The organism is Streptomyces sp. NRRL F-5122, from assembly GCF_001507435.1.
Lineage (GTDB): Bacteria > Actinomycetota > Actinomycetes > Streptomycetales > Streptomycetaceae > Streptomyces > Streptomyces lannensis.
Window position 1 is genome coordinate 88,665 of record NZ_LMWH01000048.1, and the last position, 13,961, is coordinate 102,625.

The following is a 13,961-nucleotide window of genomic DNA, read 5'->3' on the forward strand; positions in this document are numbered from 1 at the left end:
CGTAGACCTTCACCGGACGCTTGGCACGACCCGTCGCTCCGTGGTCCTCCGAGGGGCTGGCGACCGCGTAGGTCACGATGCCCCCGCCGCCCAGGACGACCGCACCCAGCGTCAGCCACGCGCGCCGTTTGAGGCTCAGCGGTCTGTATGCATGCGAACGACGACCACTCACGACGTATCCCACCCCTAGAAGGCCGATGAAGGCCGCAGACGAAAGTCACATGAGGCACGCCCTTCACAGAGGTGACTCGCTCTCTCAGCGCGCCCCGGCCCGTGAACGTCACGCGGTACGAGGCCGCCGTGATGTAGATCACTGCGGTGGGAGGTGTGACCGGAGTTCCAAGAGGTCGCGGTGCTCCGGTCCCTGGCTGCCGGTCGACACGGCGGCAGGCGCCGGTCGTCATGGCGTCAGTGTCTGTCCGAGGTGGGCGCCGGCGGGTGTGCCGAGGGAGGCTCTGCGGAGCGCGACGGTCCGGGCGAGGCCGAAGCCCGTGCTGTGGACCGGTGTGTAAAGGACGATGCCGTCGCCCGCGTCCTCGCCGTCCGCCCCGAAGACGAGGCCCGCGTGTCCGGAGCCGGACAGATCGACGAGCGACACGGAGGAGCCGAAGCGGTCGCCGGTCTCGGTCGAGTCGAGGATTCCGGGGGTGTCCTGGTTGAGGGCGAAGGATCCGCTCGTCGTCAGACCGGAGGCGCTGCCCTGGAGCAGGGTGGCCTGACCGGCGTCGACACGTTCGACGCCGTCGCGGGTGAGGTCTTCGCCCGGAGTGCCGACAAGAGCGTCCGCACGGCCGTCGGCGTTGTAGTCGCCGACCGCGACGGAGGCGCCGAAGGCGTCACCGGGCCGGTCGGTGCCCGCCACGCCGACGGCGTCCTGGTAGACGACCTTGCGGCCTGCCGGCCTGAAGCCGGTGGCCGTCCCGGGGACCACGGTGATCTGACCGCCCGCCCGGCCGCCGGACTCGGCGGCACAGGGCTGCCCGATCACGAGGTCGTCGTGGCCGTCGCCGTCGACGTCGCCCGCGGCGATCGACCGGGCACCCCGCACCGGGACGACTCCCACCGTGGTCAATCCCGACGTCGAGCCCGCGAACCACACCACGCGCCCGATGCCGTCGGCGCCGCGGTGGACGAGGGCGACGTCCGCGAAGCCGTCTCCGTCGAAGTCGCCGGTCGCGGCGTGGAGTCGCGCGTCGGGAGCGGTGGCGCCGTCGAGCGTGCCGGACGTGGTGGCGCCGCCGGTCAGACGGACGTTCCAGGTACCGCCGCGGCCCGCGCCCGCCGCGAACACGTCCGCCCTGCCGTCGCCGTCGAAGTCACCGACGGCGACCGCGGAACCGAGCCGCGCTCCGGTGGCCGGGACACCGGAGGTCGTGTAGGAGAACCCCGAACGCAGACCCGGTCCGTAGAGGACGGTGACGGACCCGCGGTCGGCGTGGCCGCTCGCGCCGTCCTCGCCGGGGGCGCCGATCACGAGGTCGGCACGGCCGTCCCCGTTCACGTCGCCCCATGCGGTCGCGGCACCGAAGCCGTCGCCCGGCTCGGAGGAACCGGGCACCCCCGGGCTGTCCTGGGTGAGCGTCACCTTCGAGGCGACGGCGGGTCCGTCGGGGCCGCCCGGGACGACGGTCACGCTTCCGGCGGCGCCCGACGCCTTCGGGGTGCCGACGACCAGGGCGGTGATGCCGTCGCGGTTGCGGCCGGAGGCGGCCGGGGTGTGCTCGGCACCGGTCCCGTCCCGGGCGGGCAGCGCTCCGCCGAAGCGGTCCGTGCCCCGGTGCGGTGACGGCGTGTGCCCCGCTCGCCCGTCCGCCGGATGCACGGGGTGCCCGGCGGGTTCACGTCCGTGCCCCTGTGACTGCGCGGGCGGAAGGCCGACGGCACAGACGACGACGCCCGCTCCGCTCAGCACGACGGCTCCGGTCGTGAGTCACGCCGACCGTCTCCGGCTCCACGGCATGTGCGCACCGGTCGTACGGAGACTCAATGTCCCACCCCTCGATCCCCGACTTCCCCACCCGCCCCCGGGCGATACTCACCGAGCGAACGGGCCCGGCCGGACGTCACAGGGTGAGCCGCCCGGCCGGGTCGTTCCGACAGGACAACGCGCGGGCGGCCCCCGAGGAGACGGGCCGTGGCGAAGTGTTCGGGGCAGGTACGACGCGGCAGGGCGCACGCCTTTGGCACCCGGCGCGGGAGTGACACCTCGGCGCCCCCGTGCGCTGTAGGAGTGGACCGTCGGTACCGGCAGCGTTCGTCCCGCTCGTGCGGGTGTGCTCACGCTCCGGTCGGGCGGAGGCGACCCCTTCGTTCGCCTGCCCCGGCGGGCCCGTCGCCGGCGCGGCGTGTCGTCGGCACCGGTGACGTGAGCCCCTTGCGGCTCACGACGTGATGGACCGTGAGAAGCGGCGTCACAGTGGTCGAGTGTTGTCGATGTGGGGTGGGGGCACTGGTGCTGCTGGAGGACCGTTATCAACTGGAGGAACCGCTCGGGCGCGGCGCGATGGGCGAGGTGTGGCGGGCCGCCGACCACGTTCTCAACCGCACCGTCGCGGTGAAGGTCCTGCACGGCGACGACGCCGCAGCTCTCGAGCGGTTCCGGATGGAGGCGCAGACCGCGGGCCGTCTCAGCCACCCCAACGTGGTGGGGGTGTACGACTTCGGCTCCCATGACGGCCGGCCCTACCTGGTGATGGAACTCGTCGACGGCTGGAACCTTTCCCAGGAGCGTTCCGTGTACGGCGTGCTGGCCCCGCGTGAGGCGGCCGGCATCGCGGCCCAGATGGCCGCCGGACTGGCCGCCGCCCACCGGCACGGGGTGATCCACCGGGACGTCAAGCCCGCCAACGTCATGCTCACGATCGACCGGGACGTGAAGCTCACCGACTTCGGGATCGCCCGCTTCGCCGACGCCGCCGCCGGCGCGCTGACCGCCACCGGCAAGATCGTCGGCAGCGCCGCCTACCTCGCCCCCGAACGCGCCATGGGGCACTCCGCCCAGCCCGCCTCCGACGTCTACTCGCTCGGCTGCGTTCTGTATGAACTGCTCACCGGTCATCCCCCCTTCCGCGGCACCAATTCGCTGGCCGTGGTGCAGCAGCACGTCGAAGCCCAGCCGGCACCGCCCACCCAGCTGCGGCCGGACATACCGCCGGCGCTGGCCGACTACGTGATGTGCCTGCTCTCCAAGGACGCGGACGGCCGCCCCACCGCCGACCAGGCGGCCGCCTGGCTCGAGGCCTGGCACCAGTCGCCGGATCCGGCGGAACCGGAACAGGACCGTCCGGAGGCTGTGACCCTCACGGCCGCCCTGCCGATCGCCGCGGAACCGGAGGTGGCGGATACGTCCCCGCGCGTCCAGCGGCGGGGCAGGCGCAAGCCGCCGTCAAAGGCCGTACTGGGCGCCGTGGGTGTGGCCCTCTTCGCGGGTGCCGTCGCCCTCGGCGCCACCTGGAACGGGGATTCCGGCCGCGACACCCCCACCGCGCCGGCCTCCTCGGCACCGGGGGCGGCACCGTCCGCTTCCGTCGACCGGACGTCGCCGACCGGGCCCTCCGCCGGTGCTCCGTCCGACACCGCCGCACCACAGGACGACCAGGGGGGCAACGACGACCACGGCGGCGACGGCCACGGGGGCGGGCACGGCCGGAAGGGCAAGGGGTCCGACGACTGAGTCGCCCCTCGTATGGACACGCCGTACGGAAGATGTGGCCGGACGAGGAGCCCGGCGCCACGGTTGTGCTGATCTTGCGACAGTGACCGGACACCCGTGACACCTGGTGCGCTCGGTGCGCTGGAGGTAGTGACCCCGGGTGGGGTCCGCCGCCTGCTCTCCGGGGGGAGGTACGCGGGCGGCATCGCGACAGGGGCAGGCCGGTTCACCTCCCGTGACCGGCCTGCTCCTGCTCACGTCGTGGTGGCGCAGCCCACCGGGACGAGGAGGACACCGGTGCGGGACCGCACACCTCCCCGCTCGAGTTCGCGGACCGTCGTGGTCCGAGGGCGGCGTGGGTGCGGGTCACCAGATGGACAGCGGGACGGGGTGGACCTCGTCGGGTGCATGGCCGGCGCGTTCGTGGACGCGGCGGACGGCTTCGGCCGAGGGGGCCTCGGAGAGGCAGTAGAGCGTGCCGGACTCGGGGTCGGCCCAGGCCCGCTCGAAGTGCACGCCCTCCTCCCTCTCCACGGCGAGATCGGCCCGGTGGACCTGCTTCAGCCGGTCGTCAGTGATGCCCTTCATCCCATGGTGGACGTCCATGAACTGAGTCATCGCCGCGCACCTCCTTCCGGACGGGCTCGCCTTCTCCGCTTCCCATGCTGCGCCTGTCGGGCGGCACCTGCCACGGACACGAGGGGCCCCGGCACAGTGCCGGGGCCCCTCGTGGTCCTGCTCGATGTCCGGTCGTCCCGTGAGATCGTCCGCGTCGTCCGGCGTCAGCCGCACTGGCACGGAGCGCCCGACTGGCACCCGCATCCGCAGCCGGAGCCGCAGCCGCATGCGCCCACCAGCGGGAGGCTCGTGATCTCGACGGGTTGTTGGGTCTCGCGCTCCTGCGTGGGGTCCTGGGTGCTGGGGGTCTCGGCCATGGGTCCCTCCAAGAGACTGGTGCCTGTGCCCATTTCATGCCCCCGTCGACAGGCGCATCAACGGCGCACAGAGGCTTGTGCACACCCGGCCGGGCCCCTTCGAGCCCCCCGACTGGAGGGTGCCGGTCCGAGCGTCCGCCCCGAGCGCGGACCGCCGGCCCCTCCCCGTCGGGCTTCGGTCAGGCGCCCTCGACGCCCGTCACCGGCTGGATGTCGGGCTGGAGTTCGTCCGCGTGCTCGCCCGTCACCAGGTAGACCACGCGCTTCGCCACCGCAACCGCGTGGTCGGCGTAACGCTCGTAGTAGCGGCCCAGCAGGGTGACGTCCACGGCCGTCTCTATGCCGTGCTGCCAGCGGTCGTCGATCAGGTGCCGGAAGAGCGCGCGGTGCAGGAGGTCCATCTCGTCGTCGTCCTGCTCCAGCTGCATCGCCAGGTCGACGTCCTTGGTGACGATCACCTCGGCGGCCTTGGCCATCAGACGCTGGGCGAGCTGGCCCATCTCCAGGATGGTGGCGTGCAGGTCCTGCGGGACGGCACGCTCCGGGAAGCGGAGCCGGGCCAGCTTCGCGACATGCTGCGCCAGATCGCCCGAGCGCTCGAGGTCGGCGCTCATCCGCAGCGACGTGACGACGATGCGCAGGTCCGTCGCCACCGGCTGCTGGCGGGCGAGGAGGGCGATCGCGCGCGCCTCCAGGTCGTGCTGGAGCTCGTCGACCTTCTTGTCGCCCTCGATGACGGTCTCCGCCAGCTTCAGGTCACCGTCGAGGATCGCCGTCGTGGCGCGTCCGATCGCCGACCCCACGAGCCGGGCCATCTCGACCAGACCTTCACCGATCGAGTCAAGTTCCTCGTGGTACGCGTCCCGCATCAGGGTGTCCCTCTCTTACGTCTTTTCGGGGGGCCGGGGGCCCGGGCCCGTCGTCACCATGGTGAACACGGCCGTCACGGCGCCCTTTGCACCCCACGCTCCCACGTTCTGGTCCGTACGCGACTGTTTCAGTCATCTCAAATGAACCGGCCCTGGCTCCAAGGTGAACTCTGGGCGACGAGTGTCCGAGGTCGCACTCGGATGGCTGTGGTCCGGCGTCCTGACGTGCCTAACCTGGGTGCATGGACGTGAACGCGGCGGTCGCCGCAGCGGCAGCGATCGCCGGGGTGCTCACCGGCGTGATCGCCATGCTGGCGTTCCGCTGGAGCGAGCGCGACCAGAAGCGCCCTACCCGCACTTCCCTGCACACCGACCCCGTGCTTCCGCCGGGCGTCGACACCGTGCTGTCCGTGCTGCGCTCGTCGGCGGTCGTGCTGGACGAGGCCGACGCCGTCGTGAAGGCCAGCTCCGCAGCCTACGCCCTGGGACTCGTCAGGGGCGGCAAGCTCGCCGTCGAGCCGATGCTCCAGATGGCACGTGACACCAGGCGGGACGGGGAGATACGCCAGGTCGAGCTGGACCTGCCGCGCCGCGGCACCGGACGGGGCGAGGCCCTGGCCGTGTCGGCACGCGTGGCGCCCCTCGGCTCGCGGCTGGTGCTGCTGCTCGTCGAGGACCTCACCGAGGCCCGCCGGATAGAGGCGGTGCGCCGCGACTTCGTGGCCAACGTCAGCCATGAGCTGAAGACGCCGGTCGGCGCCCTGTCGCTGCTCTCCGAGGCCGTGATGGACGCCTCCGACGACCCCGAGGCCGTGGAGCGCTTCGCGGGCCGTATGCAGATCGAGGCCACGAGGCTGACCAACCTCGTGCAGGAGCTCATCGACCTCTCGCGGGTGCAGAACGACGACCCCCTCGAGGACGCCGAGCCCGTGCGCGTGGACGAACTGGTCGCCGAGGCCATCGACCGCTGCCGCCACCAGGCCGGCACCAAGCAGATCACCATGGCCGCCGGTGGCACCGCCGATCTGCATGTGTGGGGCAACCGCGGCCAGCTGGCCGCCGCTCTCGGCAACCTCGTCGAGAACGCCGTGAACTACTCGCCCGCCCGCACCCGCGTCGGCATCGCCGCGCGCAGGATGTCGGCCTCGGGCGGGGATCTGATCGAGGTGTCGGTGACCGACCAGGGCATCGGCATCTCCGACAAGGACAAGGAGCGCATCTTCGAGCGCTTCTACCGCGTCGACCCGGCTCGCTCCCGTGCCACGGGCGGTACGGGGCTGGGTCTCGCGATCGTCAAGCACGTGGCCGCCTCGCACGGCGGGGAGGTCACCGTGTGGAGCTCCGAGGGTCAGGGCTCCACTTTCACCCTGCGGCTGCCGGAGGCGGGTGCGGCCCGTGACCGTGCGACCGATCACCCGTCCGGACTCGACGACGAGGACGGCCGGCCCGACGGGACGACCACCGTCACATCCCCGTACGAACCGCTTCCCGCCCCGGAGGTCCTTCCGTGACCCGAGTACTCGTCGTCGAGGACGAGGAGTCCTTCAGCGACGCCCTGTCCTACATGCTCCGCAAGGAGGGCTTCGAGGTCGCCATCGCGACCACCGGGCCCGACGGTCTCGACGAGTTCGAGCGCAACGGCGCCGATCTCGTCCTGCTCGACCTGATGCTGCCCGGCCTGCCGGGCACGGAGGTCTGCCGCCAGCTGCGCGGCCGTTCCAATGTCCCGGTCATCATGGTGACCGCCAAGGACAGCGAGATCGACAAGGTTGTCGGCCTGGAAATAGGGGCCGACGACTACGTCACCAAGCCGTTCTCCTCGCGTGAGCTGGTCGCCCGCATCCGGGCCGTCCTGCGCCGCCGCGGGGAGCCCGAGGAGGTCACCCCGGCCGCGCTGGAGGCCGGTCCGGTCCGTATGGACGTCGACCGCCACGTGGTCACGGTCTCCGGCTCCAAGGTCGACCTGCCGCTGAAGGAGTTCGACCTCCTGGAGATGCTGCTGCGCAACGCGGGCCGCGTCCTGACCCGTATGCAGCTCATCGACCGTGTCTGGGGCGCCGACTACGTGGGCGACACCAAGACCCTCGATGTCCACGTCAAGCGCCTGCGCGCGAAGATCGAGCCGGACCCGGGCGCCCCGCGCTACCTGGTCACGGTCCGCGGCCTCGGCTACAAGTTCGAGCCGTGAGCCGACCGGCGCGCGTCGGCCGGGAACGGCCCCTGAGCGGGGCCTGAACGGCCCTCACGCGCGCACGGCACGATCAAGGGCGGCACCCCCTGGAAGGGGTACCGCCCTTCGTGCGTTCCGGTTCTGCGGCCTCGCTCGCCTCCGCCGCCGCGCGAGCACCGCGGCGGAGGGAGCGGTCACCGGGCGCAGGTGCCCCGGGCCGCTTTCACTGCTCGGACGAGCCCGACTCCGTCGTCGTGTCGCTTCCCGGCTCCTCGCCCGCGGGCGTGCCGGGCGCGCCCGAGGCGGGCGTACCCGTGGCCGACTCCGTCGGGGTGGCGTGCTCGGACGGCGAGCCCGTGGGGGACGGCGTCGAGGGGATGTTGCTGGGCCCCCACTTGGTGAAGTAGCTCTCGGCCGGGACCACGAACGCCCGCAGGTTGACCTCGCCGGTCTTGCTGAACGAGAAGGTGATCTTCTGCGCGTTGCCGTTCTGCACGGCGGCGTCCATGTTGTTCAGCGTGGCCGTGGCGTTGTCCTTGCCGCCGAGCACCAGGGAGCCGCCCGCCGGGACGGTCACGCTGCCGCCGCCCTTGGCCGGCGAGATCTCGGCGGTGCCGTCGCCCTCCACGCTGATCGAGTCCAGCGTCTGGGACGTGGTGCCGGTGTTGAAGATGGTCGCCGAGACCACGGCCGGGCCGCCGGCCTTCGGGTCGGGCTGGGTGATGACCATCGCGTTCTGGACCTTGATGTCGCCGACGCTGGTCGCCGCGTTGTCGGGCTTGACCTCGAGCGTCTGGGCGTTGTTGCCGGCGCCGCACGCGGCGAGCGAGGTGATCGAGAACGCGATGGCGGCGGCGGCGAGGGCGCCGCGTCGAATGCTGCTGCTCACGGCGGCGGCAACTCCTTGAACGTGGGCGGTGCAGGGCGACTCCCTGATAAAGCCGCCCTAAGTGTCTGTCAGCGGCCTTAGGTTACCGAGCCGTTCCAGAGCCGCCGCACCCGACCCGCCCCAAGGCATGCGGGGCCTCCTTGTGGCGCCCGTCGAAGTCGCTTCCGTCACGCCGATCCCATGCATCTCCTCAGGCACTTTGACCTCACGTCGTCCAGTATTCACATAAGCGTCTCCAGCCCCGCGGTGGTTTTCCGCAAGGAAATGCACGGAGGGGCCGAAAATCGATCAACCGATCAACGGCGGGATCACCGGGTGCCGTGATCAATTCCGGATTCGTCTCGCAGCGGCCATGAGGCGCCGAACGGAGTAGCGGAAGTCGATCGCTTGAGGGAGGACATAAAGGGGCGTTTTGGACCTAGTCAGGTGCCTTCGATGTGTGTAACGTGCGCGTTTCTCTTCACCCGCAGAGCGGCTCCGACCTGCGAATACCGTCTTCCGTCGCCCCCTCGCAGCACGTTCCTGTTGTGGTTGTCAAGCCCCGAGATATGCCCTGACCTGCGAAAACGCCATTCAGAAGACGCCGTTTCCGTGTTACCCTGGATAGCCACGGAAGGGGTACCTGTCACATGACGTTCAAGGTTGGCGACACCGTGGTCTATCCCCATCACGGGGCCGCGCTGATCGAGGCCATCGAAACTCGCCAGATCAAAGGCGTGGACAAGACCTACTTGGTGCTGAAGGTCGCCCAGGGCGACCTGACGGTGCGTGTGCCAGCGGACAATGCGGAGTTCGTCGGCGTGCGTGATGTGGTCGGTCAGGACGGGCTGGACCGGGTCTTCGAGGTGCTGCGTGCGCCGTACGCCGAGGAGCCCACGAACTGGTCGCGTCGATACAAGGCAAACCTGGAGAAGCTCGCTTCCGGCGATGTCATCAAGGTTGCGGAGGTCGTCCGCGATCTGTGGCGTCGTGAGCGCGAGCGCGGACTGTCCGCCGGTGAGAAGCGGATGCTCGCCAAGGCCCGGCAGATCCTGGTGAGCGAACTCGCCCTCGCGGAGAACACGAACGAGGACAAGGCCGAGGCTCTGCTCGACGAGGTCCTCGCGTCCTGACGCCCATCCCGCCCCACTCGCTCCCCGGCCGGGAGCGTGACGGACGGAGCAGTGCGCAGCACGTCTGCACATGCCGCGGTGCCCGATGACGCAGTAGCTGTCGCCGGGCGCTGCGGCATGTTCGTACCCGGACGCGCCTCGACGTCATGCTCTGCCGAAATGGTGAAGCCCTGCCCTCGTTCCGTACCCCGGCGGACACCCCCCGGACACGGGAAACCCCCGATACTTGGCGTGCCGGGCCCGGGCAGTCGGCTCGACCGGGGTCACGGAAGGGTCCGGTCAAGGCCTCGCGCCCGGCACGCTGTGGCCATACCCATCCCGGCCGAGCACACAAACCTGACAGGAACCGATGTCTGACGATTCGCGCCCTTCGCTCACCGGAACCCTGCCGGAAACCCCGGACTCCGCCCGGGCAGGGACCCCCATCGCGGCCGTGATCCCGGCGGCGGGCCGAGGTGTGCGCCTCGGTCCGGGCGCCCCCAAGGCGCTGCGCGCGCTGAACGGCACGCCCATGCTCATCCACGCCGTGCGCGCGATGGCCGCGTCCCGCGCCGTGTCCCTGGTGATTGTCGTGGCGCCGCCGGACGGCGCCGCGGAGGTCAAGTCGCTGCTCGACGCGCACGCGCTGCCCGAGCGGACCGACTTCCTGGTCGTGCCGGGCGGGGAGACGCGTCAGGAGTCCGTGAAGCTGGGCCTCGACGCGCTGCCGCCGGAGTACGAGATCGTCCTGGTCCACGACGCGGCCCGCCCGCTGGTCCCGGTGGAGACGGTGGACGCGGTGATCGAGGCGGTGCGCGAGGGTGCGCCGGCCGTGGTGCCCGCCCTGCCGCTCGCGGACACGGTCAAGGAGGTGGAGCCCGCGGCCGAGGCCGACCACCCGGAGCCGGTCGTCGCCACGCCCGACCGCGCCCGGCTGCGCGCCGTGCAGACCCCGCAGGGCTTCGACCGCGGGACGCTGATCCGCGCCCACGAGACCGTGACGGACAACGTCACGGACGACGCGAGCATGGTGGAGCAGCTCGGGCTGCGGGTCGTGGTCGTCCCCGGTCACGCGGAGGCGTTCAAGGTCACCCGCCCCCTGGACCTGGTCCTGGCCGAGGCGGTCCTGGCGCGCAGGAGGCTGACCGATGGCTTCTGAGGGGCCGCTGCTGCCCCGGGTGGGCATCGGGACCGACATCCACGCCTTCGAAGAGGGGCGGGAACTGTGGTGCGCGGGTCTGAAGTGGGAGGGCGAGGGGCCGGGACTCGCCGGCCACTCGGACGCGGACGTGGTCGCACACGCCGCGTGCAACGCGCTGTTCTCCGCGGCCGCCCTCGGTGACCTGGGGCAGCACTTCGGCACCGGACGGCCCGAGTGGTCCGGTGCGTCCGGGGTCACGCTGCTGACGGAGGCCGCGCGGATCGTCCGCGAGGCGGGCTTCGCCATCGGCAACATCGCCGTCCAGGTGGTCGGCCCCCGCCCGAAGATCGGCAAGCGCCGCGACGAGGCACAGAAGATCCTCTCGGACGCGGCGGGGGCACCGGTCTCGGTGTCCGGTGCGACGACGGACGGTCTCGGCTTCCCCGGGCGCGACGAGGGACTGATGGCGATCGCCACCGCGCTCGTGGTGCGGGTGGACTGAGGGCGCACGGACGCAACCGGAGCGTCACCCGGCGACCGAGGCTCCGAAGGCGCTCCGGGACGGCCGGCCCGGCTGTCCGGCACGGTGGTGACATCGGCGCGAAGAGACGTCAGGACCGCGACCCCGGGCGGGCCTCGCGGTCCGGGACACCGGTCGCCCCGGAGGTGGGCGCGGGGATACCTGCGGGCGAACCGTTTGTCACGAATGCATGGCCCTTGACCGCAAGGCGCGTGAGGCACTCCTTCCGGACCACTACCCTGGACTCGTGACTATTCGCCTGTACGACACCAGCGCCCGGCAGATCCGTGACTTCACCCCGCTCAAGCCGGGTTGTGTCTCGATCTACCTGTGTGGCGCCACCGTGCAGGCCCCGCCGCACATCGGGCACATCCGCTCCGGCCTCAACTTCGACATCCTGCGCCGCTGGTTCGCGTACCGCGGTCTGGACGTGACGTTCATCCGCAATGTCACGGACATCGACGACAAGATCATCCGGAAGGCCCACGAGCAGAACCACCCGTGGTGGGCCATCGGTTACGAGAACGAGCGCGCGTTCAACGATGCCTACCGCGCGCTCGGTTGCCTCCCGCCCACCTACGAGCCCCGCGCCACCGGGCATGTGCCCGAGATGGTCGAGATGATGCGCGGGCTCATCGAGCGCGGACACGCCTACGAGGCCGACGGGAACGTCTACTTCGACGTGCGCTCGCTGCCGGGTTACCTGTCGCTGTCGAAGCAGGACCTCGACGATCTGCGCCAGCCCGCCGACGAGGGCGAGACCGGCAAGCGGGACCCGCGTGACTTCGCCATGTGGAAGGCGGTGAAGCCGGGCGAGCCCAGCTGGGAGACTCCGTGGGGACGCGGCCGTCCGGGCTGGCACCTGGAGTGCTCGGCGATGGCCCACAAGTACCTGGGGTCGGCCTTCGACATCCACGGCGGCGGCATCGACCTGATCTTCCCGCACCACGAGAACGAGATCGCCCAGGCCAAGGGCTTCGGTGACGCGTTCGCCCAGTACTGGCTGCACAACGCCTGGGTCACCATCGCGGGCGAGAAGATGGCCAAGTCCCTCGGCAACTCGGTACTGGTCTCCGAGATGGTCAAGCAGTGGCGGCCCATCGTCCTGCGCTACTACCTCGGCACGCCGCACTATCGCTCGATGATCGAGTACAGCGAGGAGTCCCTGCGCGAGGCGGAGTCCGCGTTCGCCCGTATCGAGGGCTTCATGCAGCGTGTCGTCGAGAAGGCCGGCGGGGTCGTCGAGCCCGCCGACGAGGTGCCCCCGGCGTTCGCCGAGGCGATGGACGACGACCTGGGTGTGCCGCAGGCGCTCGCCGTCGTGCACACCACCGTCCGGCAGGGCAACAGCGCGCTGGCCGCCGACGACAAGGACGCCGCCGTCGCCCGGCTCGCCGAGGTGCGGGCCATGCTCGGTGTCCTGGGCCTCGACCCCCTCGACGCCGAGTGGGCCGGGGAGGGCGACCGCGGCGAGGATCTGCACGGCGCCGTCGACACCCTGGTGCGCATGGTCCTCGACCAGCGCGAGGCGGCCCGCTCCCGCAAGGACTGGGCGACCGCCGACGGGATCCGCGACCAGCTCAACCAGTCGGGGCTCGTCATCGAGGACGGCCCCCAGGGTCCGCGCTGGTCGCTCGGCCCGCGCTGAGCCGGCACCGGATCCGATGATCGATTGTGCCGTCCGGCCCTCCGGGCGGCACACTGCATAGACATACGTACGACGCTTCAACAGACGGGTAGGTCATGGCCGCGAACAACCGCCGCATGTCCGGCAAGAAGGGCGCGCAGGTCGGCAGCGGCGGCAAGCGGCGCCGCGGCCTGGAGGGCAAGGGCCCGACACCGCCGGCCGAGATGCGCAAGGGGCACGCCAAGCAGCGTGCCGCACAGGCGAAGTCGCGCCGCGCGCAGGGACGTCCGCAGCAGCGTCGTACCGGTGGCAGGTCCTCGTCCGAACTGGTCGTCGGGCGCAACCCGGTCACCGAGGCGCTGCGCGAGGGCGTGCCCGCCTCCACGCTCTACGTCCAGCAGTTCATCGACAACGACGAGCGTGTGCGCGAGGCGCTGCAGCTCGCTTCCGAGCGCGGCGGGATCAACCTCATGGAGGCCCCGCGCCCCGAGCTCGACCGGATGACCAACGGACTCAACCACCAGGGGCTCGTCCTCCAGGTCCCGCCCTACGAGTACGCCCACCCCGAGGACCTCGCCGACGCGGCCTACGACGAGGGCGAGGACCCGCTGATCGTCGCCCTGGACGGGGTCACCGACCCGCGCAACCTTGGCGCCGTCGTCCGGTCCGTCTCCGCCTTCGGCGGGCACGGGGTCGTGGTGCCCGAGCGGCGCGCCGCCGGGATGACGGCCGGCGCGTGGAAGACCTCCGCGGGCACGGCGGCCCGTACGCCGGTCGCGCGTGCCACCAATCTGACGCGTGCCCTGGAGGCGTACCAGAAGGCGGGCATCATGGTCGTCGGGCTGGCCGCCGACGGGGACGTCGAGCTCGGCGAGCTGGACGCCCTGGGCGGGCCGGTCGTGATCGTCGTCGGCAGCGAGGGCAAGGGGCTGTCTCGACTGGTCGGCGAGACCTGCGACGTCCGGGCGCGGATCCCGATGCCGGGTGGCGCCGAGTCGCTCAACGCCGGTGTGGCGGCGGGCATCGTGCTGTACGAGGCGTCCCGCCGACGGGCCTGACACCCGGGG

At 71.4% G+C, this 13,961-nt stretch carries 12 protein-coding genes; 8 read left to right on the forward strand and 4 right to left on the reverse strand.

The features are described from left to right. Positions 1–400 precede the first annotated feature (400 nt). On the reverse strand, positions 401–1,912 hold the full coding sequence (locus tag ADL25_RS08155) for an FG-GAP-like repeat-containing protein (RefSeq protein WP_059126974.1): 1,512 nt from the start codon (positions 1,910–1,912) through the stop codon (positions 401–403). 528 nt (positions 1,913–2,440) lie between these two features. Between ADL25_RS08155 and ADL25_RS08160 the strand changes: the two genes are divergently transcribed. Then, complete coding sequence (locus tag ADL25_RS08160) at positions 2,441–3,673, forward strand: serine/threonine-protein kinase (protein ID WP_234380724.1); 1,233 nt, start codon at positions 2,441–2,443, stop codon at positions 3,671–3,673. A gap of 345 nt (positions 3,674–4,018) precedes the next feature. Here ADL25_RS08160 and ADL25_RS08165 read toward each other — a convergent pair whose 3' ends face one another. Then, positions 4,019–4,270, reverse strand: a complete 252-nt coding sequence (locus tag ADL25_RS08165) for an SCO4226 family nickel-binding protein (RefSeq protein WP_059126976.1) — start codon at positions 4,268–4,270, stop codon at positions 4,019–4,021. Positions 4,271–4,766: 496 nt separating this feature from the next. Continuing rightward, positions 4,767–5,456: a phosphate signaling complex protein PhoU gene (gene phoU, locus ADL25_RS08175; RefSeq protein ID WP_059126978.1), complete on the reverse strand. Its 690-nt coding sequence runs from the start codon at positions 5,454–5,456 to the stop codon at positions 4,767–4,769. Positions 5,457–5,698: 242 nt separating this feature from the next. Here phoU and ADL25_RS08180 point away from each other — a divergent pair, with 242 nt between their 5' ends. Continuing rightward, positions 5,699–6,967 (forward strand): sensor histidine kinase, encoded by a 1,269-nt coding sequence (locus tag ADL25_RS08180; protein WP_059126979.1) that lies wholly within the window; start codon positions 5,699–5,701, stop codon positions 6,965–6,967. Then, on the forward strand, positions 6,964–7,644 hold the full coding sequence (locus ADL25_RS08185; RefSeq protein ID WP_009340348.1) for a response regulator transcription factor: 681 nt from the start codon (positions 6,964–6,966) through the stop codon (positions 7,642–7,644). Before ADL25_RS08180 ends, ADL25_RS08185 begins: the two co-directional genes overlap by 4 nt. A 205-nt stretch (positions 7,645–7,849) precedes the next feature. Here the strand turns inward: ADL25_RS08185 and ADL25_RS08190 are convergent, their stop codons facing one another. After that, positions 7,850–8,515: a hypothetical protein gene (locus tag ADL25_RS08190; RefSeq protein WP_059126980.1), complete on the reverse strand. Its 666-nt coding sequence runs from the start codon at positions 8,513–8,515 to the stop codon at positions 7,850–7,852. A 629-nt stretch (positions 8,516–9,144) separates the two neighbouring features. Between ADL25_RS08190 and ADL25_RS08195 the strand changes: the two genes are divergently transcribed. From ADL25_RS08195 to rlmB, 5 genes are all read left to right on the forward strand, one after another. Next, positions 9,145–9,627, forward strand: a complete 483-nt coding sequence (locus ADL25_RS08195; RefSeq protein ID WP_003953493.1) for a CarD family transcriptional regulator — start codon at positions 9,145–9,147, stop codon at positions 9,625–9,627. A 349-nt stretch (positions 9,628–9,976) separates the two neighbouring features. Continuing rightward, a complete protein-coding gene (gene ispD / locus ADL25_RS08200) occupies positions 9,977–10,765 on the forward strand; it encodes a 2-C-methyl-D-erythritol 4-phosphate cytidylyltransferase (protein WP_059126981.1) in 789 nt (262 codons plus the stop codon). After that, on the forward strand, positions 10,755–11,249 hold the full coding sequence (gene ispF, locus ADL25_RS08205; protein WP_059126982.1) for a 2-C-methyl-D-erythritol 2,4-cyclodiphosphate synthase: 495 nt from the start codon (positions 10,755–10,757) through the stop codon (positions 11,247–11,249). The genes ispD and ispF overlap by 11 nt, the downstream gene beginning before the upstream one ends. A gap of 265 nt (positions 11,250–11,514) precedes the next feature. Continuing rightward, entirely contained in the window at positions 11,515–12,915 is a 1,401-nt protein-coding gene (gene cysS, locus ADL25_RS08210) for a cysteine--tRNA ligase (protein WP_059127116.1), read from the forward strand. Positions 12,916–13,010: 95 nt separating this feature from the next. Next, entirely contained in the window at positions 13,011–13,952 is a 942-nt protein-coding gene (gene rlmB / locus ADL25_RS08215) for a 23S rRNA (guanosine(2251)-2'-O)-methyltransferase RlmB (protein ID WP_059126983.1), read from the forward strand. Positions 13,953–13,961: the final 9 nt, after the last annotated feature.

Coding starts and splice junctions, on each gene's coding strand:
- ADL25_RS08195 (WP_003953493.1), top strand. CDS start 9,145: ATGACGTTCAAGGTTGGCGACACCGTGGTCTATCCCCATCACGGGGCC.
- ispF (WP_059126982.1), top strand. CDS start 10,755: ATGGCTTCTGAGGGGCCGCTGCTGCCCCGGGTGGGCATCGGGACCGAC.
- ispD (WP_059126981.1), top strand. CDS start 9,977: ATGTCTGACGATTCGCGCCCTTCGCTCACCGGAACCCTGCCGGAAACC.
- ADL25_RS08180 (WP_059126979.1), top strand. CDS start 5,699: ATGGACGTGAACGCGGCGGTCGCCGCAGCGGCAGCGATCGCCGGGGTG.
- rlmB (WP_059126983.1), top strand. CDS start 13,011: ATGGCCGCGAACAACCGCCGCATGTCCGGCAAGAAGGGCGCGCAGGTC.
- phoU (WP_059126978.1), bottom strand. CDS start 5,456: ATGCGGGACGCGTACCACGAGGAACTTGACTCGATCGGTGAAGGTCTG.
- ADL25_RS08165 (WP_059126976.1), bottom strand. CDS start 4,270: ATGACTCAGTTCATGGACGTCCACCATGGGATGAAGGGCATCACTGAC.